Here is a 22,677-nt window from a genome sequence, read left to right on the forward strand (position 1 = left end):
TCAACCCATCAACCGGGCGAGCGTTGCAGCCGTGAAATCCACCATGGGCACGACGCGCGCATAGTTCAACCGCGTCGGGCCTATGACACCGACCACGCCGACCACCCGACCGTCCAATCCGCGGAACGGCCTGGCGATGACCGAAGACCCTGACAACGCGAACAATTTGGTCTCCGCGCCGATGAAAATCCGCGTCGAATCACCGGCCCGCGCGCTGTCCAGAAGCGATGCGACTTCCTGCTTTCCCTCAAGATCGTCGAGCAGGTCGCGGACCCGGTCGAGATCGGCGGCGGCGGCGGCATCGATCAACCGCCCCTGCCCACGCACGATCAGCACCGGGCGGCGATCCGCATCCTCGCTCCACACCGCGATCCCGCGCTCGACCAGCGTCCGCGCCGCGCCGTCGAGCGCCGCCTGCCCGTCCGCCAACTCGCGCTCGATCCGGGTCCGTGCATCCGCCAGCGTCAGCCCGCCGAGCGTCGCCGACATGTAGTTGCCCGCCTCGACCAGCGCGGACGGCGACATGCCCTTGGGCAGTGCGATCACGCGGTTCTCGACCGAGCCATCCTCACTGACCAGCACCGCCAGCGCCTGTTCGGGCGACAGCGCGACGAATGCGATCTGGCGGAGCTTCAACTCGCGCTTGGGGACCATCACCAGCCCCGCGCACGCCGACAGCCCCGACAGCGCAAGCGTGGTCGCGGCGAGCGCCTCCTCGACCGGGCCACCGACGCCCGCACGCGCCTCGATAGTCTGGCGCTCCTCGAACGACGGCTCCATCGCCTGCATCATGCCGTCGACGAACAGCCGTAGGCCGCGGTCGGTCGGCATGCGGCCGGCGCTGGTATGCGGACTGGCGAGCAGGCCGAGACCTTCGAGTTCGCCCATCACGCCGCGAATCGAGGCGGGCGAGAGGCTGAGGCCGGTCAGCTGCGCGATCGTCTTCGACCCGACCGGCGTGCCGCTCGCGAGATAGCTGTCGACGACCGCGCGAAAAATGTCGCGCGCGCGATCGGTCAGTTCGGTGACAGGGGGCGTGGCCATCGCTTTGATCTAGGCTGGCGAGCGGGAATGCGAAAGGCTAGGCACACCATATTGCCCACCACCCGTTCGTCCTGAGTAGGGACTGAGCGAAGTCGAAGGCCCGCATCGAAGGATGTGCTCCAAGCGGGCCGATCCTTCGATACGCCGCTTCGACAAGCTCAGCAGCTACTCAGGACGAACGGAAAATTTTTAGGACACCGACTATGCGCCCATCCGGCCGCGCCCCAGACCAGATGCGTGCGATCACGATCGAGCCGCGCTTCACCAAGCATGCCGAAGGCTCCGTCCTGATCGGCTTCGGCGACACGAAAGTGCTCGTCACTGCCAGCGTCGAGGAGAAGGTCCCGCCGTTCATGCGCGGCAAGGGCGAAGGCTGGGTGACCGCCGAATACGGCATGCTCCCGCGCGCCACCAACACGCGCAACAACCGCGAGGCCGCCAAGGGCAAGCAGTCGGGCCGCACGCAGGAAATCCAGCGGCTGATCGGGCGTTCGCTCCGCGCAGTCGTCGACCTCAAGCTGCTCGGCGAGCGCCAGATCGTGATCGACTGCGACGTGATCCAGGCGGACGGCGGCACACGCACCGCGTCGATCTCGGGTGGCTGGGTCGCACTCCGGCTCGCGATCGACGGCTTGCTCGCGAGCGGCAAGCTGACCGCCGACCCGCTGACGCAGAAGGTCGCCGCGATCAGTTGCGGCATCTACCAGGGCAATCCGGTGCTCGACCTCGACTATATCGAGGATTCGGGTGCGGATGCGGATGCGAACTTCGTGCTGCTGGAGAACGGCAACATCGCCGAGGCGCAGGCGACTGCCGAAGGCGCTACGTACGACGAGGAGGCGCTGCTCCGCCTGCTGCGTCTCGCGCGGATCGGTTGCACCGACATTTTCGCGGCGCAGGCGAAAGCCGTCGCAAAGTGAGCGGCGAAGGCAAGGAACCGCAGGCAATCCGCAAGCTCGCACCGGGCAAGCTGGTCATCGCCAGCCACAACAAGGGCAAGGTCCGCGAGATCGCCACGTTGCTTGAAGGGCGTGGGCTGGAGGTCGTTTCGGCGGCCGAACTCGACCTGCCGGAACCCGTCGAAACGGGCACCACCTTCTTCGCGAACGCCGAACTGAAGGCACGCTCAGCCGCCGACCTGTCGGGCTACCCCGCACTAGCGGACGATAGCGGGCTGTGCGTCGATGCGCTGAACGGCGATCCGGGTGTGTACACGGCGGATTGGGCGGAAACGCCGAAGGGTCGCGACTGGATGATGGCGATGCAGAAGGTCGAGGACGCGGTCGTTGCAAAGGGGCCGGATGCGACGCGCGGCGCGCATTTCGTCAGCGTGCTGGCGCTGGCGTGGCCCGACGGTCATGTCGAGTGGTTCGAGGGGCGTGCCGAGGGTACGCTCGTCTGGCCGCCGCGTGGGGATGTCGGGTTCGGGTACGATCCAGTGTTCGTGCCGCTCGGCTACGACCAGACCTATGCCGAACTCCCGCACGAGACGAAGAACGCGATCAGCCACCGGAACGAGGCGTTCAAGTTGCTCGAAGCCGCGGTGTTTTGATAGACTTACTGCCTGTTCCCCCGCGAAAGCGGGGGCCCAGAAGCCACGAATGTCACGCTCTTGACCCTGGGCTCCCGCCTTCGCGGGAGAACACCTGGGACTGACCCTGTCTAAACCGCGATCGCCTGCTTCACCGGCCACGTCACCGTAGGCAGCGCCTCGAACGCCGGTTTCGCCAGCAGATACCCCTGGATATACCGCACGCCGAGCCCCCGCAGCGCATCGAACTCGCCAAGCGTTTCGACCCCCTCGGCAATCACCGTGATTCCCAGCGCGGTGCACATCCGCAGCATCCCCTCGACGATCATCCGCCGCGGCAGGCTCGTGTCGATGTCGCGGATCAGCTCCATGTCGAGCTTGATGATGTCCGGCTGGAACCGCGCGAGCAGGTTGAGCCCGGCATGCCCCGCGCCGAAATCGTCGAGCGCCGTGCCGAAACCCATCTTCTGATACGTCGCGATGATGTTCGCAACGTGCGCGGGATCAAGCATCTCCTCGTTCTCGGTAAACTCGAAGATCAGCCGATCGGTCGGCATCCCGACTGCGCCCGCCGTCTTCAGCGTCAGCTGGATGCACGCGGCCGGCGAATAGACCGCGTTCGGGAGGAAGTTGATCGACAGTCGCGCGGGCGTATCGAGCAGCCCGGCCTTCACCGACGCCTCGATCGCGCGCACCCGGCATTGCTGATCGAACGCATAGAGGTTCGCCGCATCGACCTGCCCCAGCACGCTGGCCGCCGACTGGCCTTCGGGACCGCGCACCAGTGCTTCGTAGGCGAAGACGGTCTCGGTCTCGACATCGACGATCGGCTGGAACGCCATCGAGAAGGCAAACGACAGCCCGGCGCCGTCTCTGCATCCGACGCAGCCAGCGAGCCGAGCACCATCGGGTTTGGATACTGGTATCATTAAAACAGGTTAGCCGACGATCGCTTAAGAAAGTGCGACCAATGTGGGTCTACCGGCTTGCTCCAGATCAATAGGCGCGCTCGCCAAATACGTTGCCGGGCGGCGAGTAGCGGCACACCAGATAGTCGTCGGTCTTGTTGCTCGCCATCGCGCAGCCGACCTGGGTCGAGCCGCGCCAGACGATCTGCGTGTAGTGCGCGACGTCCTCGAACTCGCCGGTGCGGCTGAACCCGGGGGTCGGCATATTGATGAAATCGCGCTTCTCTGCGACCCAGTGCCCCATCATCTCGGTATACGCATAGGCATAGCGCGTGCCGGTCCAGAGGTTCTCGCCTTCGCGCGACATGCCCTGGGGTTGCGGGGCGTGCGCGAATTTGCCGGTCCGCGCCATCTCCTCGGCATAGGCGCGCGCGGTGGTCGCCAGCGTATCGCTCCAGGTAAGCGGCGCCACGCCGACGGCGGCGCGCGCGGCGTTGTGGCCGTCCATCATCGCCGTCTTGAGCAGGCTCGCACCGCGCGGTGCCGGCGCCATCGTGTCGCGCCGCTCGACGACACGCTCGGGGCCCTGCGCGCAGCCTGCCAGCAAAAGCGCCCCGGCGATCGCCAAACCCATCCGTGCCGTCATTGCGCTTCCTTCGGCCGCCCCGTGCGACCATATGCGCGAGATAATGCCCGTCTTCGAAACACCAAGCCCCCGGTCCGATTCCCCCGGCGACCTCGCGCTGTACGTCCACTGGCCGTTCTGCGTGTCGAAATGCCCGTATTGCGACTTCAACAGCCATGTTCGGGAAGAGGTGGACCAGGCCGCGTGGCGGGATGCGCTGCTCACCGACCTTGCGCATGAGGCGGGCGTGTTGCCGGGACGAAAGTTGCAGTCGATCTTCTTCGGGGGCGGCACGCCGTCGCTGATGCCGCCGTCGACTGTCGCGGCGGTTCTCAATGCAGCGGAAAAGGCCTGGGGGTTCGCGGAGGGAATCGAGATTACGCTGGAGGCTAATCCGTCTTCGGTCGAGGCGGCGCGGTTTGCGGATTTGGCGCGCGCCGGGGTGAACCGGGTGTCGCTGGGGCTGCAATCGCTCGACGATCGGGCGCTGAAGTTTCTGGGGCGTGCGCATGACGTGAACGAGGGACAGGCTGCGCTGGCGACCGCGCAGAGTGTCTTTCCGCGCGTCAGTTTCGACCTGATCTATGCGCTTCCCGGCCAACGGCTCGACGATTGGCGCGCAGAACTGGCGCGCGCGTTGAGCCTGGGGACAGAACATCTCTCACTGTATCAGCTGACGATCGAAGCCGGCACACGGTTCGCGACCGAGGCTCTGGCGGGGCGGATCGTGATCCCGGATGGCGATTCGGCCGCCGATCTGTTCGAGGCGACACGCGCCGATACCGCCGCGGCGGGGTTGCCAGCGTACGAGACGTCGAACCATGCACGGCCGGGGTCGGAGAGCCGCCACAATCTCGCTTACTGGCGGTACCAGGATTACGCGGGAATCGGGCCTGGCGCGCATGGGCGTCGGGGCGGGCTGGCGACGGTGCGGCGGAAGAAGCCGGAGAACTGGCTGGCAGCGATCGAGCGCAACGGCCACGGGATGGAGGTCGAGGATCCGCTGACGCCGTCGACGCGCGCGACCGAGGCGTTGCTGATGGGGTTGCGGTTGGCGGAAGGAGTCGATCTGGACCGGATCACCGAGCTGAACGCGGGCGTGATACCGGTCGACCTAGCTGCGGTGGCTCGGCTCGAGGCGCTCGGATTGATCGTTCACTCGCCGGGGCGCCTGCGGGTTACCGAAGCCGGCGCACTCCTACTCGACGCGATCCTGCCGGAGATCGTCACCGCCTAATTTGTTCACCCGCGAAGGCGGGAGCCCAGTCTGGGCACCCGCCTTCGCGGGTGAACAAGTTTACTTCCCGAACCCGGCCGGTGCGGGCGAGACGACTGTGGTCGTACCGCCCCGAATTTCCTTCACCTCGAGCGCGCGCTCGGCGACGTTGTCCTTGCCGAAGCGGAATGCGCCGTCGATGCCGGCGAAGCCGTCGCCGTCCCGCAGGCGATTGACCGGGAACGGCGTACCGGGCTTCCAGTCGCGCGCGATGCGGACCGTCAGCAGGACTGAATCATAACCGAGGCTCGACAGGCGGTACGGCCCTGCCCCGAACCGTGCGCGATATTTGGCGGCATATTGGCGGTACAGCGTGTCCGAAACACTCGCATACCAGGCGCCGTTGAGCGCTGCCTTGGCGGCAATTGCGGTGTCCGAATTCCAGAGTTCGGTGCCGAGGATACGCGTCGAAGCGCCGCTGCCGCGCTTGACCATTGCCGCTGCCGACGCCGCGGTGGCGCCACCATCGGCGATCAGGACAGCATCATAGGGGGCTTTCGCCGCAAGCCGCGTGACGGCGCCGGAAATGCCCCCGGGCCCGCGCGCGTAGGTCTGGAGCGAGACGACTTGGCCGCCCGCACCCTCGACCGCGCGGAGGAATGCTGTCGATGCACGCTCGCCGTAGAGCCCGTTGGGGACCAAGCCGGCGAAGTTGCTGACGCCGCGCTCCTTGGCGAAGTCGACGACGCGCGCGATCGACTGGGTCGGGACATAGCCCATCAGGTAGGCGCCGTTGCCCGCCACGCCGAGATCGTTGGAGAAGCTCAGCACCGGGATTTTAGCGGCGCGCGCGATCGGCGCGACCGCACGGACGTCGTCGGCGAGCAAAGGCCCGAGGATCAGCTGCGCACCCTCGGCGATCGCACGCTGCGCGGCGGCGGCGGCACCGGTCGCGGTGTCGTAGTTGGTGATGCGAACGCGCTGGTTCTGCGTGTCGAGCAAGGCCAGCATCGTCGCGTTGGCGATCGAGGTACCGACGCCCGCGTTGCTACCCGACAGCGGCACGAGCAGCGCGACGCGATTGCGCTCGGCATCGCGAGGAATGCCGGTCTCGACGCCGATCTCGGGCCGATCGACGGGGCGCGTGGTCGGGCGCTGCTGCGTCGGCTCGACGGGGCCGCGTGGGACGATCGTCTGGCACGCGCCGAGCAAACATGCGGCCGTGAGGGTGGCCCAGCGGATGAATGCGCGTGGTTGCCGTATCGTCGTCGCGTCTGCCATGACCGTCCCCATGAACCCTGAAACTCTTCTCGATCCCGGCCTCTACATCGTCGCGACCCCGATCGGCAATCTTGGCGATCTGTCGCCGCGCGCCGCCGACATCCTCCGCCGCGCCGACGTGATCGCGGTCGAGGACAGCCGCGTCACCGCCGGTCTGCTCCGCCATATCGTCACGAAGACGCCGATGGTGCCGTATCACGATCACAGCGCGGAGGGCGTGCGCCCGGCGCTGATCGCCCGGATGGCCACGCAGGCGGTGGCGCTGGTGTCGGATGCGGGGACGCCGTTGATTTCCGATCCCGGATTCAAGCTGGTGCGTGATGCGCGGGCGGCGGGGCATCTGGTGGTGACAATTCCGGGGCCGTGCGCGGCGGTGGCGGCGCTAACGCTGGCGGGGCTGCCGACCGACCGGTTCCTGTTCGTCGGGTTCCTGCCGTCGAAAATGCACGCGCGGGCTGAGGCGATCGCGGAGGTGGCGACGATCCGCGCGACGCTGGTGATGTATGAGTCGGGGCCGCGGCTTGGGGCCTGTCTCGCGGCGCTGGCGGAGGGGCTCGGCGACCGCGAGGCGGCGGTGACGCGCGAGATCAGCAAGAAGTTCGAGGAGGCGGTGACCGGCACGCTCTCGACCCTAGCGGCGCGTTATGCGGATGCGCCGCCGCGAGGAGAGATCGTGATCGTCGTCGCGCCACCCGGCGAGGCGCCACCGGCCAGTGCCGAGGACGGTGATGCGGCGCTGATCGAAGCACTCACCCGCCTGTCCACCGGTCAGGCTGCGAGCGAGGTGGCCAAGAAGCTCGGGCTCGACCGCAAGGCGCTGTATGCTCGGGCGCTGGAATTGAAGCCAAAGGCCTGATCTCCCCTCCCGCTTGCGGGAGGGGTCGGGGGAGGGCATGCCATGGACGTGCCGCCCCCGCCCTCCCCTAGCCCCTCCCGCAAGCGGAAGGGGAACACGCAGGACCGCCAGGTTGCGGAGGCGACCGGGCGTCGCGGCGAGCGGCTGGCGGGGTGGTGGCTCCGCCTCAAGGGCTGGAGCATCCTCGATCGCCGAGTCCGCACCCCCGCCGGCGAAGTCGACCTCGTCGCGCGAAAAGGAAACCTCATTGCTTTCGTCGAAGTAAAAACCCGCGCGACCGCCGCCGAACTCGACTTCGCGATCGACGAACGCCGCCTCGCCCGCGTGGCAGCAGCAGCGGAATACCTGATGCCGCGCTATGCCGGACCCGGCGACGATATCCGCGTCGACGTGATCCTGCTCGCCCCCGGCACCCGCCCGCGGCATATCGAGAATGCCTGGATTGGGTGACGCCGCCCGGTGACTTCGCGCCCGCCCGCGCCTACATGCGCTCGACCGAACAGAAGGAAGACGCATGAGCCTCACCGTCGCCGTCCAGATGGACCCGCTCGACAGCATCAACATCGCCGGCGATTCGACCTTCGCGCTGATGCTGTCCGCGCAGGACCGTGGCCATACGCTCTTCCATTACTCGGCCGAGGACCTGAACTACCGCGACGGCAAGGTCTGGGCGAAGGCGCATCCCGTCACCGTGCAGCGCGTCGTTGGCGATCACTTCAGCATCGGCGAATCCGTGAACCTCGACCTCGGCGACGAGGCCGACGTCGTGCTGATGCGGCAGGATCCGCCGTTCGATCTCGGCTACATCACCGCGACTCACCTGCTCGAGCGGATCGCGGACAAGACGCTCGTCGTGAACGATCCGGCACAGGTGCGGAACGCGCCAGAGAAGGTGTTCGTCCTCGATTACCCGCAATTCATGCCGCCGACGCTCGTCACGCGCTCGCTCGACGAGGCGCGGAAATTCCTCGCCGAGTACGGCGCGATCGTCATCAAGCCGCTGCACGGCAATGGCGGCAAGGCGATCTTCAAAGTCGAATCGGACGGCGCGAACCTGTCGGCGCTGATGGAGGTCTTCAACATGACGTGGCGCGAGCCGCACATGGTGCAGGCGTTCCTCCCCGACGTCGCGAAGGGCGACAAGCGCATCGTGCTGATCGACGGCGAGGTCGCGGGTGCGATCAACCGCCTACCGGGCGAAGGCGAGATCCGTTCGAACCTCGCGGTCGGCGGCTCAGCGGAAAAGTCGGAACTGACCGACAAGGAGCGCGAGATCTGCGCGGTGCTCGGGCCGGAACTGAAGAAGCGTGGGTTGCTGTTCGTCGGGATCGACGTGATCGGCGGGACGTGGCTGACCGAGATCAACGTGACGTCGCCCACAGGGATCGTCGCGATCTCGAACTTCGATGGGACCGATGTCGCGGGGATGATCTGGGATGCGATCGAGGCGAAGGTCGCGGCGCGGTAATTTCAGCGCGAGTTGGAGCTGGTACGCCCAACGGTCAGAAGACCACCACCCCGGCGGAGGCCGGGGCCCAGTTGGCAAGGTTGCAGTAACGGAGCGCCGTCCTCCGTCATAACCGTCCCTCAATTGGGCCCCGGCCTTCGCCGGGGTGGTGTGATGTCGGCGGAACCCATTCGGCGTCCCGGCAGTATCTCATACCCATGACCGAATTCATCCTCGATCTCATCGCCTGGGGCGGATATTTCGGTATCTTCCTGTTGATGGCGCTCGAGAATATCGTGCCCCCGGTGCCGTCCGAAGTGATCATGGGGCTCGGCGGCATGGCCGTCGCGCGCGGCGACATGAGCGTCGTTCCGCTTATCGCCTGGGGCACCGCGGGCTCGGTCGTCGGCAACTACTTCTGGTATTATATCGGCCGCAACATTGGCTACGAGCGCTTCCGCCCGTTCATCGAGCGCAACGGCCGCTGGCTGACGATGGAATGGTCCGACGTCGAGAAGATCCACCGCTTCTTCATGAAGCGCGGTGGCTGGGTGATCTTCGTATTCCGGTTCATGCCGACCTTCCGCACCGTCATTTCACTGCCCGCCGGGATGACACGCATGCCGATCTGGCAGTTCGTGATCTGGACCGCGGCGGGCAGCGCGATCTGGAACACCGTGCTGGCCTATGCCGGCATCCTGCTCGGTTCGCATTTCGAGGAGCTCGATCGCTATGTCGGGCCGGTCGCGGTGGCGACGTTCGTCGTCATCATCATCGGCTATGGCTGGCGCGTACTGACCTGGAAACCGAAGGGCTAGACGCCGCCATGCGGGTGGGCGTTGCGGTACACGTCCATCAGGTGCGCGGCATCGACCTGCGTATAGACTTGCGTCGAACTCAGGCTCGCATGACCAAGCAACTCCTGCAGCGCCCGCAGATCCGCCCCCCGCCCCAGCAGATGCGTCGCGAAACTGTGCCGCAGGGCATGCGGCGTCGTCCGATCGCCCAGCCCCAACCGTGCTCGCGCCGACTGCACCGCGCGGCGGATCATGACTGGCGACAACGCCCCGCCCTTCGCCCCACGGAACAACGGTTCGCCGCGCGTAACCGGCCACGGCGTCTGCGCGACATATGCTTCGATTGCCGTACGCACCTGCGGCAACAAGGGCACCACGCGCGTCTTGGCGCGCTTGCCCGTCACCCGGATCGTCTCGCCGAGCGGCAGGATATCGCCCCGCAACGTCAACGCCTCGCCGATTCGCAACCCTGCGCCGTACAGCAGCAGCAACACCGCCCAGTCGCGCGCGCCGATCCACGGCTCCGCCGCGTCGTCGGCCACCTCTTCGGCCAACGCGACCGCTTCGGCCGGCGAGATCGGTCGCGGCACGCCCGCCTTCACGCGCGGCCCCCGCATCCGCGGCTGCTCCGCGCCTTCGTTCGCCCAGGCGAGAAACCCCCGCACCGCCGACAATTCGCGCGCCGCGGATGCGTTGCCCAACCCCGCCTCGCGACGCTGCGTCAGGTACGCCCGCAGGTCCGTCGCCGTCACCCGTGCCAGCGCCCCGCGCGTGATCCGCTCGCCCCAATGCCCGACCAGGAACGCGGCCAACCGCTCCGCTGATGCCTGGTACGCCCGCACCGTATGCTCCGACCGCCGACGGTCGCGGGCGAGGTGGTCCGCCCAAAGCATAGACGGTGGCATCGTTTCCGTATTATCCATACAAGCACAGTAACGCGTTCCTTCGGCAAAGAAAATTAACTCCATCGCGATAGTCAGTGCCATGTCCGCTACCGATTTCCAGTCCGAGTCCTTCGCCGATGAAAAGCGGCGCGTGGCCGCGCTTCACGCACTGGCCTTGCTCGACAGCGAGCCGGAACGCGAATTCGATGCGCTCGTCGCGCTGGCGGCAGAAATGCTTGGGTGCCCGATCGCGCTGATGACCCTGGTCGACAGCGATCGACTATGGATCAAGGCCGCAACCGGCGGCGAACGCGGCGAAATCAGTCGCGATATCGGTATGTGCGCCTACACGATCCAGAACGACGATCCGCTCGTCATCGAAGACCTCGACATCGATTCGCGGTTTGCCATGAACCCGCTGGTCATGGCCGAGCGGGGCGCTCGCTTTTATGCAGGTGCTGCGATCCATGCGATCGATGGCCGGGGTGAGCGTCATGCGATCGGCACAATATGCGTCATCGATACGGCGCCGCGCAGTCTGAACGATGCCGGCCGCCGCGCGCTGATGCATCTGGCAACGCTGGCGGAAACGGCGATCGCGGCGCGCTCCGCCGCGAATCAGGCGATTGCGATCGCCACCACCGCCGACCGGCAAGCCGCAGCGCTCGAACGCCAGGACCGGATTTTCCGTCAGGCTGAACGGATGGCTGCGATGGGGTCCTGGCAAGCCTCGCTCGATCATCAGGAGATGGCTTGGTCGGACGGCGTGTTCCACATCTACGGCCTGCCCGTTGGTCCCGTGCCAGAAATGGAAATCGCGATGGGCTTTTATCCGCCGCACGCGAGGGACGAGCTGAACGCCTCGATGGCCTCGACATTGGAAACAGGTAGGCCGTTCGATATCGAGGTCGACTTCCTGACAGCAAAGGATGAACCGCGTAGGGTCCGCGTGCTGGGCGAACTTGAGATCGACAACAATACAGCCGTTGGGTTTGTCGGGGTATTTCAGGATGTCACAGAGCGCCATGCGCTTGAAACGACATTGCGACGGACCGCTGATACCGATTCGCTGACCGGGATCGCCAACCGTGCGGCGTTCGATCGCGTGCTCGACCGGGCGATATCCCGCGCGCATGCCGAGGGAACGCCGCTGTTGCTGGCACTGGTCGATCTCGATGGCTTCAAGGCTATCAACGATACGCTTGGGCATACCGCCGGCGACGACGTACTGCGCGGCGTTGGGCGGGAACTTCAGGCGCAGTGGTTGATGGGCAGCTTCGTTGCGCGGCTCGGTGGCGACGAGTTTGCCGTGCTGATCGAAGATCCAGTGCTTGCCGCGACACCCGCACGAATCTGTGCGCGGCTGGAGGAATCGCTGCGGTTTCCCATTTCCATGAACGGATTGGCGATGGTCAGCGCCGGCACGGTCGGGATCGCCGCACTAACGCCTGATTGCCACTCGATCCGCGACTTCGTCCACCGCGTGGACACGGTGCTGTACCAGGCAAAGCGTGCGCGGGTAGGCGAACGCCGACGATCCGACCGACGAAGCGCTGCGTAAAGCGGTTCACGCGGAGTCGATCTGTCCCCATATACCGACACGATGTCGTCCCGCGCCCGTGTCCTGATCCTCAACGCCGCCCTCGGGCCGCTCGACTACCGCGTGCTGGCGGGCATGAGCGTCGAGCCCGGCTCGGTCGTGGTCGCGCCGCTGGGGCCCCGGCAGTTGCTCGGCGTGGTGTGGGAGGCGGAGCGGATGCCGTCGGATGCGGAGGTGGGCGACAACCGGTTGCGCAATCTGCTCGCGGTCGCCGACGTACCGCCTCTGGGGGCGCCGTTGCGGCGGCTAGTCGAGTGGACCGCAGATTATTACCTCGCGCCCGCGGCTTCGGTGTTGCGGATGACGCTGGCGTCCACCTCGGCGCTGGAGGGGGCACGAACCGCTGTTGAGTATCGTTCTACCGGGGTCGTGCCCCCTCGCCTGACGCCACAGCGCGAGCAGGCGCTCGAGCGGATCGGTGACCGGCAGGGCCTGATCCGCGAACTCGCGACGATCGCCGAGGTGAGCGACGCGGTGATCCGCGGGCTGGTGAAGGTCGGCGCGATCGAGGCGGTCGAGGTGAGCATCGACAACCCCTACCCCGTGCCCGACCCGCAGCATCATGAGCCGACTTTGTCAGAAGACCAGCGAGCAGCAGCCGATGTCCTGGTCGCTGGCGTGGCCGAGCATGCGTTCCACCCAACGCTGCTCGACGGCGTCACCGGGTCGGGCAAGACCGAGGTGTATTTCGAGGCGGTGGCGCAGGCGATCCGCGACGGTCGCCAGACTTTGGTGCTGCTTCCCGAGATCGCGCTGACCGAGCCTTTCCTCAAGCGCTTCCACGACCGCTTCGGCTGCGAGCCGATCGCGTGGCATTCGGGACTCCGCTCGACCCAACGTCGGCGTGCGTGGCGAGCGATCGCGAGCGGTGAGGCGCTGGTGACGGTGGGGGCGCGATCGGCGCTGTTCCTGCCGTACCGCGACCTTGGACTGATTGTGGTCGACGAGGCGCACGAGACCAGTTTCAAGCAGGAAGAGGGCGTGCATTATCACGCGCGCGACGTGGCGGTGATGCGCGGCAAGTTCGAGGGATGCCCGGTCATCCTTGCCTCCGCGACGCCCGCGATTGAGACCCGCCAGCAGGTCGCGACCGGGCGCTACGCGGAGTTGAAGCTGCCCGGCCGGTTCGGGGCGGCGGAGATGCCGACGATCGAACCGATCGATCTTATCAAGGAACCGCCCGAACGCGGCCGCTGGCTGGCCCCGCGACTGGTGAAGGCGATGCAGGAGACGCTTGAACGGCGCGAGCAGTCGCTGCTGTTCCTCAACCGGCGGGGCTACGCGCCGCTGACGCTGTGTCGGACGTGCGGGCACCGATTTCAATGTCCGAACTGCACCGCCTGGATGGTCGAACACCGCCTCACGCGCCGCCTCGCCTGCCACCATTGCGGCCATGCCGAACCGACGCCGCGCGTGTGTCCCGAGTGCAAGGGCGAGGATACGCTGGTCGCGTGCGGGCCCGGCGTCGAACGAATCGCCGACGAGGTAACGGCGTTGTTCCCCGAGGCGAAGACGGCCGTCGTCACGTCCGACACGATCTGGTCCCCGGCCAAGGCGGCGGAGTTCGTCGGGCGGATGGAGGCGGGGGATATCGACATCGTCGTCGGCACGCAGCTCGTGACGAAGGGGTATCACTTTCCGAACCTCACCCTGGTCGGCGTGGTCGATGCGGATTTGGGGCTCGACGGCGGCGATCTGCGGGCTGCGGAGCGCACGTTCCAGCAGATCCGGCAGGTGTCGGGGCGCGCCGGGCGTGGCGAAAAGCCGGGGCACGTCTTCATCCAGACGCATAGCCCCAGCGCACAGGTCATGCAGGCGCTGATTACCGGCGATGCCGACGCGTTCTACGCCGCGGAAACGGACGCGCGGAAGGATGCAGGCGCGCCGCCGTTCGGGCGCTATGCCGCGATCGTGGTGTCGTCGGAGGACCAGTCCTGCGCGCACGAGACGGCCAAGCTCGTCGGCCGCAGTGCGCCCGAAGTCGACGGCATGCACGTTTACGGCCCCGCCCCCGCCCCGCTGGCGATGCTGCGCGGCCGGCATCGCTACCGACTGCTCGTCCATGCGCGGCGAGCGCTGGACGTGCAGGACGTCATACGGGACTGGCTGGGGAAGCTGGAATGGCCTTCCAAGGCGCGGGTGACGGTGGACGTCGACCCGTATAATTTCCTCTGATCGTGCGGGCAACGCGGCCTTAACGCTCGGCCCGGTATGCGTGCCGGATGACGCCGTCCCGCATCGCACCCATCCAATGGCTTCGCGCACTCGCGGCGACGCTCGTGTTGCTGATGCACGCGTCCGACATGATCGATTCCGGGCCGGTCGCACTGACCGGCAAGTTCGTACCGTCTGTCCCCAATCTATCGATGTTCGGTGCGAGCGGGGTCGACCTGTTCTTCGTCATCAGCGGGTTCGTCATGGCGCAGTCGCTGGCGACCGCGGACGCTGATTCGTGGCGGTTCCTAGCGAAGCGATGGCTGCGGATCGTGCCGTTGTTCGCGTGCGTCAGCGCAGTCTACATGATGATCATGCACGACCCGTTGACCGTTCCGGCGGCGTGGATGTCGATCACCGTGCTGCCCGTTCTCGACGGAGCGGGCTACCATGTTCCCGCGCTGTATCCCGGCTGGACGCTCGGGTTCGAATTCGCGTTCTACGCCATCGTGGCGGTTGCCATGCGGGCGCCGCAGCGCCGTGTCGAAATGCTGCTAGCCCTCACGGTGGCGTTGGCGCTGATCGGCAGCGTCGTTCATCCCGGCTGGGCGCCTTTGAGGCTGCTGCTGAACCCGCTCCTGCTCGAATTTGCGCTAGGCGTGGGTGTGTGGATGGCTTGGCGCAACGGGATCAGCGCACGCTATGCGACGCCCGCGCTCGTCATCGGGACCGTGCTGCTGGTGGTCGGGATCGCCTTCGGACTGGGCGTGCCGCTATCGCTTCAGATCGAGGTTGCCGTTGCCGGTACCTCGGGCCTCGCGCGGACCTGGACGTGGGGCATTCCCTGGGCACTGGTGGTAGTCGGGGTGATCGACACATCGGCGGAGGGACGGTGCGAACGGATCGTCGCGCGCGTGGGCGATGCGTCCTATTCGACGTACCTAACCCATCCCTGCCTGATCGCGCTGCTCTGGATCGTCGGAGGCTATGCCCCAACCATGTCACCCTATCCGTTCGCGCTGGCGTTCATCGTCGCGTCGACGATGCTGGGATTGGCGGTGCATCGGTGGATCGAGCGGCCGCTGCTGGCGCGGTTGCGGCATCGCCCGTCAGTATCGATCAGGCGAGCACCAGCGCTCGCCTGACAGGCGTTATTCGCCGGCGTGTTCGGCGAGGACGGTCAGGCCCTTGGCGTTGACCTCGGCGAAGCCGCCCTTGATCGCGATGATTTCGGGGGTGCCGTTCTGCGTGCGGAAGATTTGCACGCCGCCGTCGCGGACCGTCGACATGAAAGGCGCGTGGCCTTCGAGGACGCCGAAATCGCCTTCGGTGCCGGGGACGACGACCATGTAGACCTCCTCCGAGCGGACGAGCTTTTCTGGCGTGACGAGTTCGAAATGCAGCATCTTGTTCGCCTTCTCCCTCTCCCCTGCGGGGAGAGGGTCGGGGTGAGGGGCAGTACCGGGCGAAGGCGCTTGTGGCGACCCCTCACCCCAACCCTCTCCCCGGAGGGGAGAGGGAGCTAGAAAGGCTTAAGCCTCGGAAGCCATCTTTTCGGCCTTGGCGACGGCTTCGTCGATACCGCCGACCATGTAGAACGCCGCCTCTGGCAAGTGATCATACTCGCCCTCGACCACGGCCTTGAACGACCGGACCGTATCCTCGAGCTGAACGAACTTGCCGCTGATGCCGGTGAAGACCTCGGCGACGTGGAACGGCTGGCTCAGGAACTTCTGAATCTTACGCGCACGCTGGACGGTGAGCTTATCCTCTTCGGACAGCTCGTCCATGCCGAGAATCGCGATGATGTCCTGCAGCGACTTGTACTTCTGCAACGTCGACTGGACCGCACGCGCAGTGTCGTAATGCTCCTGGCCGACGACGCGTGGCTCGAGCAGACGGCTCGTCGAGTCGAGCGGATCGACTGCCGGGTAGATGCCCAGCTCCGAGATCGCGCGGTTGAGGTTGGTCGTCGCATCGAGATGCGCGAACGACGTTGCCGGCGCCGGATCGGTAAGATCGTCTGCGGGAACGTACACGGCCTGCACCGAAGTGATCGACCCCTTGTTGGTCGACGTGATGCGCTCCTGCAGCGCGCCCATGTCGGTCGACAGCGTCGGCTGATAGCCCACGGCGGACGGGATACGACCGAGCAATGCCGAAACCTCTGCGCCCGCCTGCGTGAAGCGGAAGATGTTATCGACGAAGAACAGCACGTCCTGGCCCTCGACGTCGCGGAAATACTCGGCGATCGTGAGGCCCGACAGCGCGACGCGAGCGCGCGCGCCTGGCGGCTCGTTCATCTGGCCAAACACCAGCGCGACCTTCGAGCCTTCCGACTGCGGATTGCCGTCGGCATCCTTGGCGATGACGCCCGCGTCGAGGAACTCGTGGTACAGATCGTTACCCTCGCGGGTACGCTCGCCTACCCCTGCGAACACCGAGGTGCCACCGTGACCCTTGGCGATGTTGTTGATCAGCTCCTGGATCAGCACGGTCTTGCCGACGCCGGCGCCGCCGAACAGGCCGATCTTGCCGCCCTTCGCATACGGTGCGAGTAGATCGATGACCTTGATGCCGGTGACCAGGATCGCGCTCTCGGTCGACTGGTCGACGAACAGCGGCGCGGACGCATGGATCGGGGCGGTCGTCTCTGCGCCGACCGGGCCACGCTCGTCGATCGGCTCGCCGATGACGTTCAGGATGCGGCCGAGCGTCTTCGGGCCGACCGGCACGCGGATCTGCGAGCCGGTGTCGGTGACGGTCTGGCCGCGGGTCAGACCCTCGGTGGCGTCCATCGCGATCGTGCGAACGGTGTTCTCGCCGAGATGCTGCGCGACTTCGAGCACGAGGCGGTTGCCGTTATTGTAGGTTTCGAGCGCCGACAGAATGGCGGGCAAATTGTCGGGGAAATGCACGTCGACGACGGCACCGATGACCTGCGAAATGCGGCCGGTGTTGTTCGTGGCCTTGGGGGCGAGCGTGGTTCCGAGGGTCTCTGGGGCGGTTGCCATTGTCTGCTTCCTTGGACTTACTTGAGCGCTTCGGCGCCCGAGATGATTTCGACCAGCTCGGTCGTGATCGCGGCTTGGCGGGTACGGTTATACTGGATCGAGAGGCGCGTGATCATATCGCCGGCATTGCGCGTGGCGTTGTCCATCGCGTTCATGCGCGAACCCTGCTCCGACGCTGCGTTTTCGAGCAGCGCGCGGAAAATCTGGATCGCGACGTTGCGCGGCAGGAGATCGGCGAGGATAGCTTCCTCGTCGGGCTCATATTCGACCACGGCCTCTGCTGGCGCACCCGGCTTGGCTTCCGCGCCGGGGATCGCCGACAGCGGGATCGGGATGATCTGGATGCCGGTCGGGACCTGCACCAGCGCCGACACGAACTTCGCGTAGAACAGATGCGCGACGTCGAACTGACCTTCGCCGAAGCGCTTGATGAGGTCCTCGGAGATTTCCTGCGCATCGCTGAACGCGAGCCGCTTGATCTGCCCCATCTCGTGATCGGCGAGGATGTCGTTCGGGAAGAAGCGCTTGATCACGCGCCCCTTCTTGCCGGCGACATAGAACTTGACGGTCTTGCCGGCCGCGATCAGTTCCTCGGCCTTGCGGCGAGCCGCGCGGACGATGTTGGTGTTGAACGCACCCGCGAGGCCGCGCTCGGACGTCGCAATGACGATCAGGTGGACCTGGTCCTTGCCGGTGCCCGCGAGCAGCGGCGACGCGCCCGGCGCGATCCCGACGCGCCCCGCGAGGCTCGCCATCACCGCTTCGAGACGCTCGGCATACGGACGCCCGGCAACCGCCGCGTCCTGCGCACGGCGCAGCTTCGCAGCGGCGACCATCTTCATCGCCTTGGTGATCTTCTGCGTCGACTTCACCGAGCCGATGCGGATCTTGAGGGCCTTAAGTGATGCCATCTTCTCTTCCTGCTCCCTCGCCCCTCCGGGGAGAGGGTTGGGGTGAGGGGCTGCCACGGGAGCGGCACCTCGCGGTACTACCCCTCACCCCGACCCTCTCCCCAGCGGGGAGAGGGAGTTTTACTTATGCAAACGTCTTAGCGAACGCTTCGAGCGCTGCCTTCAGCTTGTCCTTCGCCTCGTTACCCAGGTCGCGGGTATCGCGGATCAGCTTCAGCACGTCGGCATGGTTCGTACGCATGTCGGCCAGCAGCGCCTGCTCGTAGCGGGTCACGTCGTTGACCGGCACCTTGTCGAGATAGCCGCTGGTGCCGGCGAAGATCGACACGGTCTGCTCCTCGAACGGCAACGGCGAGAACTGTGCCTGCTTCAGCAGCTCGGTCAGACGCGCGCCGCGGTTGAGCAGCTTCTGCGTCGATGCATCGAGATCCGACCCGAACTGCGCGAACGCCGCCATCTCGCGGTACTGCGCCAGCTCGAGCTTGATCGAGCCCGACACCTTCTTCATCGCCTTGGTCTGTGCGGCCGAACCGACGCGGCTCACCGACAGGCCGACGTTGATCGCCGGACGCACGCCCGAGAAGAACAGGTCGGTCTCGAGGAAGATCTGGCCGTCGGTGATCGAGATCACGTTGGTCGGGATGTACGCCGAAACGTCGCCCGCCTGCGTCTCGATGATTGGCAGCGCGGTCAGCGAGCCGCCGCCGTTCGCGTCCGACATCTTCGCCGCACGCTCGAGCAGACGGCTGTGGAGATAGAACACGTCGCCCGGATATGCTTCACGGCCCGGAGGACGACGCAGCAGCAGCGACATCTGGCGATACGCGACCGCCTGCTTCGAAAGATCGTCGTAGCAGATCAGCGCGTGCATGCCGCGATCGCGGAAATACTCGCCCATCGCGACGCCGGTGTACGGTGCGAGATACTGGAGCGGTGCGGGGTCCGACGCGGTCGCGGCAATGACGATGGTATATTCCATCGCGCCATTCTCTTCGAGCGTCTTGACCAGCTGTGCGACGGTCGAGCGCTTCTGGCCGATCGCGACATAGACGCAATACAGCTTCTTCGACTCGTCGTCGCCGGCGTTGGCGATCTTCTGGTTGATGAACGCGTCGATCGCGACGGCGGACTTGCCGGTCTGGCGATCGCCGATGATCAGCTCGCGCTGGCCGCGGCCGACGGGGACGAGTGCGTCGATTGCCTTAAGCCCGGTCTGGACCGGCTCGCTGACCGACTGGCGCGGGATGATGCCCGGTGCCTTCACTTCGACGCGGCTGCGCTCGGTGGTGTGGATCGGGCCCTTGCCGTCGATCGGGTTGCCGAGGCCATCGACCACGCGGCCGAGCAGCTCCTTGCCGATCGGCACGTCGACGATCGTGCCGGTGCGCTTGACGATGTCGCCTTCCTTGATCTCGGAATCGCTCCCGAAGATCACGACGCCGACGTTATCGGCCTCGAGGTTGAGCGCCATGCCCTGCACGCCGTTCGAGAATTCGACCATCTCGCCGGCCTGGACGTTGTCGAGGCCGAAGATGCGCGCGATGCCGTCGCCGACGCTCAGCACCTGGCCGGTCTCGCTGACCTGGGCCTCGGTGCCGAAATTGGCGATCTGATCCTTGATGATCTTCGAGATTTCTGCGGCGCGGATATCCATTAGCTTAGCCCTTCATCGCGTGCGCGAGAGTGTTGAGACGCGTCTTGATCGACGAATCGATCATCTGGCTGCCGACGCGGACGACGAGTCCACCCAGCAACGATGGGTCGACGCTGAGGTCGACGGAAACTTCACGGCCGACCCGCTGGCGGAGCTGATGCTTCAGCTCGATCACCTGCTCGTCGGTCAGCGGATGCGCGGACGTCACCTCGGCCGCGATCTCGCCGCGATGCTGCGCGGCAAGTGTCCGGAATGCCTTGATGATCTTCGGCAGCGCGCCCAGCCGGTGGTTCTCGGCGAGCACGCCGAGGAAGCTCTTGGTGGTCGCATCGACGCCGAGTTCGTCGGCGACTGCGGAGACCGCCTTCACGGCGGCGCCACGCGACACCATCGGGCTGGACGTCAGCGTGCGGAAGTCCTCCGACTGCGCGAGCGCGTCGCGCACGTTCGCCAGGCTCGACTCGACCGTGTCGATCGTCTTGGCGTCACGCGCCAGTTCGAACAGGGCGAGCGCATACCGCCCACCTAAGCTCGCCTGAATAGCGCCGCCGACGTTACCGGGAATTGTCTCCACGGACCTTTGAATCCTCGCCTGAAACCGAAAATAGTGCCGCCCCACGGGGGAAGAGGGCGCGAAAGCACCTCTCATGGGACGCGGCGCGGGTAGCATCGGGTTCGCGGATTGGCAACCCGGCGGGAGGGTCGGGGGGACGGGTTTGTGACTGTTTTGTCATCGGCTTCCACACAAACTGTGTCACCCCGGACCTGTTCCGGGGTCCACCCCTCCGCTAAACCCGACGCCTGTTGCTCATGTGGCACGGTGGATGCCGGAACCAGTCCGGCATGACGAATAGGAAATCAGAATGACCGGCACGATGGAAACGATGCAGATGTCCGACGGCGCGACCGTCGCGGTCTATCACGCGCAGCCGACCGGGGAGCGGCGCGGTGGCCTCGTGCTGGTGCAGGAAATCTTCGGCGTAACCGACCACATCCGCGACCTCTGCGATGAGTACGCCACCGACGGCTACGAGGTCCTGGCACCGGCCCTGTTCGACCGCGAGCATCCCGGCTTCGAGGCGGACTATTCAGGCGACGGCCTCGCGCGTGGCGTCGAACTCGCACGGCAGCTTCACCCGTTCGAGCTATCGCTGAAGGACGTCCAGACCTGCATCGACACGCTCGCCCCCGCCGGACCGGTGTTCGTGGTCGGCTATTGCTATGGCGGCTCGGTCGCGTGGTTCGCCTCGACCAAGCTCACCGGCGTGGCGGCGGCGAGCGGCTATTACGGCAGCATGATTCCGGCCGCGGCGGACGAGGAGCCGAAGGTGCCGGTCATCCTGCACTTCGGTCGCCACGACCACGGCATCCCGATGGAGGGCGTCGAGCAGGTCATCGCCAAGGATTGGCCGAATGCGACGGTGTACGTTTACGAAGCGGGGCACGGGTTCAATTCGGACCGGCGGAAGGATTATCACGAACCGAGTGCGGACTTGGCGAAGCAGCGCACGCTGGACCTGTTCCGCGCCAATGGCGGCTGAGCGGCCTCTTCCCCAACACGAACGCCACCCCGGCGAAGGCCGGGGCCCAATTGGAAAGGTGGCAATAATTGGAGGACGCGCTCAGTTAGCAACGTCCCCCAATTGGACCCCGGCCTTCGCCGGGGTGGTGGCTATGGTAGCGGGCCTCGGCGCAGGCTGGCGCTACAGATGTGAAGCCAGCCTCTGTTTCCTTGTTCTCCCGCGAAGGCGGGAGCCCAGTCTGGGTCCCCGCCTTCGCGGGGAAACAACTCTCTCCCAATCCTCCGAAATCACTCGCCCGGAAAATCAGCCCCAAGGCTATCCGCCTTGTGCGCCTCGATCTCCTTCAACCGCTCCGCCAGTTTCTTCGTCACCGCATCATACCCCCAAGCCCCCAGCACCAAGTGCCGCGGCGGGTTCGCATCCTCGGTCAGCGCGATCATTGCCTCGCCCGCCCGCACCGGGTCACCCGCCTGCGTCCCGCTAACCTCTCGCGTCCCATCCAGCCGCTTGCCCGCCGTATCCGCATAGTCGGCGATCTTCACAGGCGTCTGCTTCAGCGACCGCCCAGCCCAATCCGTCCGGAACGGCCCCGGCTCCACGCACGTCACGTCGATCCCAAGTGGCTTCACCTCCGCCAGCAACGCGTCGGACCAACCCTCGACCGCATGCTTCGACGCGGCGTAATAGCCCGACCCCGGAAACCCGACCTGACCAGCAACCGACGTGATGTTGATGATGTTGCCACTCTTTTGCCCCCGCATGATCGGCAGCACCGCGCGGGTCAGCGCGAACAACCCGAACACGTTCGCATCGAATTGCGCCCGGATCTGCGAGTCCTCGCCCTCCTCGACCGATGCCTGATAGCCGTAGCCCGCATTGTTCACGAGCACGTCGATCCGCCCGAACTTGGCCTTGGCCTGCGCGACCGCATCGTCGATCTGCGCCTGCTCCGTCACGTCGAGCGACAGCGCGAGCGCACGGTCCTCGGCGCCCTCCGCCAGATCGGCGACACGATCCGCATCCCGCGCGGTCACCACCGCACGCCAACCGCGCGCGAGCACGAGCTTGGCGAGTTCGCGACCGAAACCGGTCGAGCAGCCGGAAATGAACCAAACGGGCGTGTCGGAGGCCATGAGACATCTTTCGTTAGGGGGTATGCGCGGAAGAACGGCCGGCCCGCCGATTTGGCTCCCGCTTTGAGCGCAAGCCACGGGATGCGCGCGCGTCGCGAC

At 66.1% G+C, this 22,677-nt stretch carries 22 protein-coding genes; 11 read left to right on the plus strand and 11 right to left on the minus strand.

The genetic code is table 11. The features are described 5' to 3' along the window. Positions 1-1,044 carry a heat-inducible transcriptional repressor HrcA gene (gene hrcA, locus C8J39_RS14530; protein WP_056055363.1) on the minus strand — a complete coding sequence of 348 codons (1,044 nt, stop codon included), beginning with the start codon at positions 1,042-1,044 and terminating at the stop codon, positions 1-3. A 203-nt stretch (positions 1,045-1,247) separates the two neighbouring features. On the opposite strand from hrcA, the gene rph reads away from it, so the two are divergent. Together rph and rdgB are read left to right on the plus strand one after the other, a co-directional pair. Then, a complete protein-coding gene (gene rph, locus C8J39_RS14535) occupies positions 1,248-1,964 on the plus strand; it encodes a ribonuclease PH (protein ID WP_056055360.1) in 717 nt (238 codons plus the stop codon). After that, positions 1,961-2,596 (plus strand): RdgB/HAM1 family non-canonical purine NTP pyrophosphatase, encoded by a 636-nt coding sequence (gene rdgB / locus C8J39_RS14540; protein ID WP_120301099.1) that lies wholly within the window; start codon positions 1,961-1,963, stop codon positions 2,594-2,596. Before rph ends, rdgB begins: the two co-directional genes overlap by 4 nt. A gap of 110 nt (positions 2,597-2,706) precedes the next feature. Here rdgB and C8J39_RS14545 read toward each other — a convergent pair whose 3' ends face one another. Together C8J39_RS14545 and C8J39_RS14550 are read right to left on the minus strand one after the other, a co-directional pair. Further along, the gene (locus tag C8J39_RS14545; protein WP_120301100.1) at positions 2,707-3,417 is read right to left on the minus strand and encodes an EAL domain-containing protein; all 711 of its coding nucleotides are present in this window, start codon (positions 3,415-3,417) and stop codon (positions 2,707-2,709) included. A 154-nt stretch (positions 3,418-3,571) separates the two neighbouring features. After that, positions 3,572-4,129, minus strand: a complete 558-nt coding sequence (locus tag C8J39_RS14550; RefSeq protein WP_120301101.1) for a CAP domain-containing protein — start codon at positions 4,127-4,129, stop codon at positions 3,572-3,574. Positions 4,130-4,172: 43 nt separating this feature from the next. Between C8J39_RS14550 and hemW the strand changes: the two genes are divergently transcribed. After that, a complete protein-coding gene (gene hemW, locus C8J39_RS14555; protein WP_120301239.1) occupies positions 4,173-5,345 on the plus strand; it encodes a radical SAM family heme chaperone HemW in 1,173 nt (390 codons plus the stop codon). A gap of 60 nt (positions 5,346-5,405) precedes the next feature. Here hemW and C8J39_RS14560 read toward each other — a convergent pair whose 3' ends face one another. Beyond that, a complete protein-coding gene (locus tag C8J39_RS14560) occupies positions 5,406-6,605 on the minus strand; it encodes a penicillin-binding protein activator (protein WP_120301102.1) in 1,200 nt (399 codons plus the stop codon). 10 nt (positions 6,606-6,615) lie between these two features. On the opposite strand from C8J39_RS14560, the gene rsmI reads away from it, so the two are divergent. From rsmI to C8J39_RS14580, 4 genes are all read left to right on the plus strand, one after another. Continuing rightward, on the plus strand, positions 6,616-7,461 hold the full coding sequence (gene rsmI, locus C8J39_RS14565; RefSeq protein ID WP_120301240.1) for a 16S rRNA (cytidine(1402)-2'-O)-methyltransferase: 846 nt from the start codon (positions 6,616-6,618) through the stop codon (positions 7,459-7,461). 42 nt (positions 7,462-7,503) lie between these two features. Continuing rightward, the gene (locus C8J39_RS14570; RefSeq protein WP_120301103.1) at positions 7,504-7,911 is read left to right on the plus strand and encodes a YraN family protein; all 408 of its coding nucleotides are present in this window, start codon (positions 7,504-7,506) and stop codon (positions 7,909-7,911) included. Positions 7,912-7,975: 64 nt separating this feature from the next. Continuing rightward, positions 7,976-8,929, plus strand: a complete 954-nt coding sequence (gene gshB / locus C8J39_RS14575; protein WP_120301104.1) for a glutathione synthase — start codon at positions 7,976-7,978, stop codon at positions 8,927-8,929. A 197-nt stretch (positions 8,930-9,126) separates the two neighbouring features. Next, positions 9,127-9,726 carry a DedA family protein gene (locus tag C8J39_RS14580; RefSeq protein WP_120301105.1) on the plus strand — a complete coding sequence of 200 codons (600 nt, stop codon included), beginning with the start codon at positions 9,127-9,129 and terminating at the stop codon, positions 9,724-9,726. Here C8J39_RS14580 and C8J39_RS14585 read toward each other — a convergent pair. After that, positions 9,723-10,610 carry a tyrosine recombinase XerC gene (locus C8J39_RS14585; RefSeq protein ID WP_165895247.1) on the minus strand — a complete coding sequence of 296 codons (888 nt, stop codon included), beginning with the start codon at positions 10,608-10,610 and terminating at the stop codon, positions 9,723-9,725. The genes C8J39_RS14580 and C8J39_RS14585 overlap by 4 nt on opposite strands. A gap of 79 nt (positions 10,611-10,689) precedes the next feature. Between C8J39_RS14585 and C8J39_RS14590 the strand changes: the two genes are divergently transcribed. From C8J39_RS14590 to C8J39_RS14600, 3 genes are read left to right on the plus strand one after another with little or no spacing between them, the layout of a single operon-like run. Further along, positions 10,690-12,150 carry a diguanylate cyclase domain-containing protein gene (locus tag C8J39_RS14590; RefSeq protein ID WP_120301107.1) on the plus strand — a complete coding sequence of 487 codons (1,461 nt, stop codon included), beginning with the start codon at positions 10,690-10,692 and terminating at the stop codon, positions 12,148-12,150. Between the two features lie 42 nt (positions 12,151-12,192). Continuing rightward, on the plus strand, positions 12,193-14,364 hold the full coding sequence (locus tag C8J39_RS14595; protein WP_120301108.1) for a primosomal protein N': 2,172 nt from the start codon (positions 12,193-12,195) through the stop codon (positions 14,362-14,364). 47 nt (positions 14,365-14,411) lie between these two features. After that, a complete protein-coding gene (locus C8J39_RS14600) occupies positions 14,412-15,488 on the plus strand; it encodes an acyltransferase (RefSeq protein ID WP_120301109.1) in 1,077 nt (358 codons plus the stop codon). A gap of 6 nt (positions 15,489-15,494) precedes the next feature. On the opposite strand, the gene C8J39_RS14605 is transcribed toward C8J39_RS14600, so the two are convergent. From C8J39_RS14605 to C8J39_RS14625, 5 genes are all read right to left on the minus strand, one after another. Beyond that, positions 15,495-15,749: an ATP synthase F1 subunit epsilon gene (locus C8J39_RS14605; RefSeq protein WP_056488477.1), complete on the minus strand. Its 255-nt coding sequence runs from the start codon at positions 15,747-15,749 to the stop codon at positions 15,495-15,497. A gap of 126 nt (positions 15,750-15,875) precedes the next feature. Continuing rightward, positions 15,876-17,357 carry a F0F1 ATP synthase subunit beta gene (gene atpD / locus C8J39_RS14610; RefSeq protein WP_120301110.1) on the minus strand — a complete coding sequence of 494 codons (1,482 nt, stop codon included), beginning with the start codon at positions 17,355-17,357 and terminating at the stop codon, positions 15,876-15,878. 17 nt (positions 17,358-17,374) lie between these two features. Further along, positions 17,375-18,268 (minus strand): F0F1 ATP synthase subunit gamma, encoded by an 894-nt coding sequence (locus C8J39_RS14615; protein ID WP_056065178.1) that lies wholly within the window; start codon positions 18,266-18,268, stop codon positions 17,375-17,377. 124 nt (positions 18,269-18,392) lie between these two features. Continuing rightward, positions 18,393-19,922 (minus strand): F0F1 ATP synthase subunit alpha, encoded by a 1,530-nt coding sequence (gene atpA / locus C8J39_RS14620; RefSeq protein WP_120301111.1) that lies wholly within the window; start codon positions 19,920-19,922, stop codon positions 18,393-18,395. Between the two features lie 4 nt (positions 19,923-19,926). Then, a complete protein-coding gene (locus C8J39_RS14625; protein WP_380781916.1) occupies positions 19,927-20,496 on the minus strand; it encodes a F0F1 ATP synthase subunit delta in 570 nt (189 codons plus the stop codon). A 289-nt stretch (positions 20,497-20,785) separates the two neighbouring features. Between C8J39_RS14625 and C8J39_RS14630 the strand changes: the two genes are divergently transcribed. After that, positions 20,786-21,463 (plus strand): dienelactone hydrolase family protein, encoded by a 678-nt coding sequence (locus tag C8J39_RS14630; RefSeq protein WP_120301113.1) that lies wholly within the window; start codon positions 20,786-20,788, stop codon positions 21,461-21,463. A gap of 269 nt (positions 21,464-21,732) precedes the next feature. Here C8J39_RS14630 and C8J39_RS14635 read toward each other — a convergent pair whose 3' ends face one another. Next, positions 21,733-22,578: an oxidoreductase gene (locus tag C8J39_RS14635; protein WP_120301114.1), complete on the minus strand. Its 846-nt coding sequence runs from the start codon at positions 22,576-22,578 to the stop codon at positions 21,733-21,735. Positions 22,579-22,677: the final 99 nt, after the last annotated feature.

The organism is Sphingomonas sp. PP-CC-1A-547, assembly GCF_003610375.1.
In the GTDB taxonomy this organism is placed as follows: Bacteria; Pseudomonadota; Alphaproteobacteria; order Sphingomonadales; family Sphingomonadaceae; genus Sphingomonas.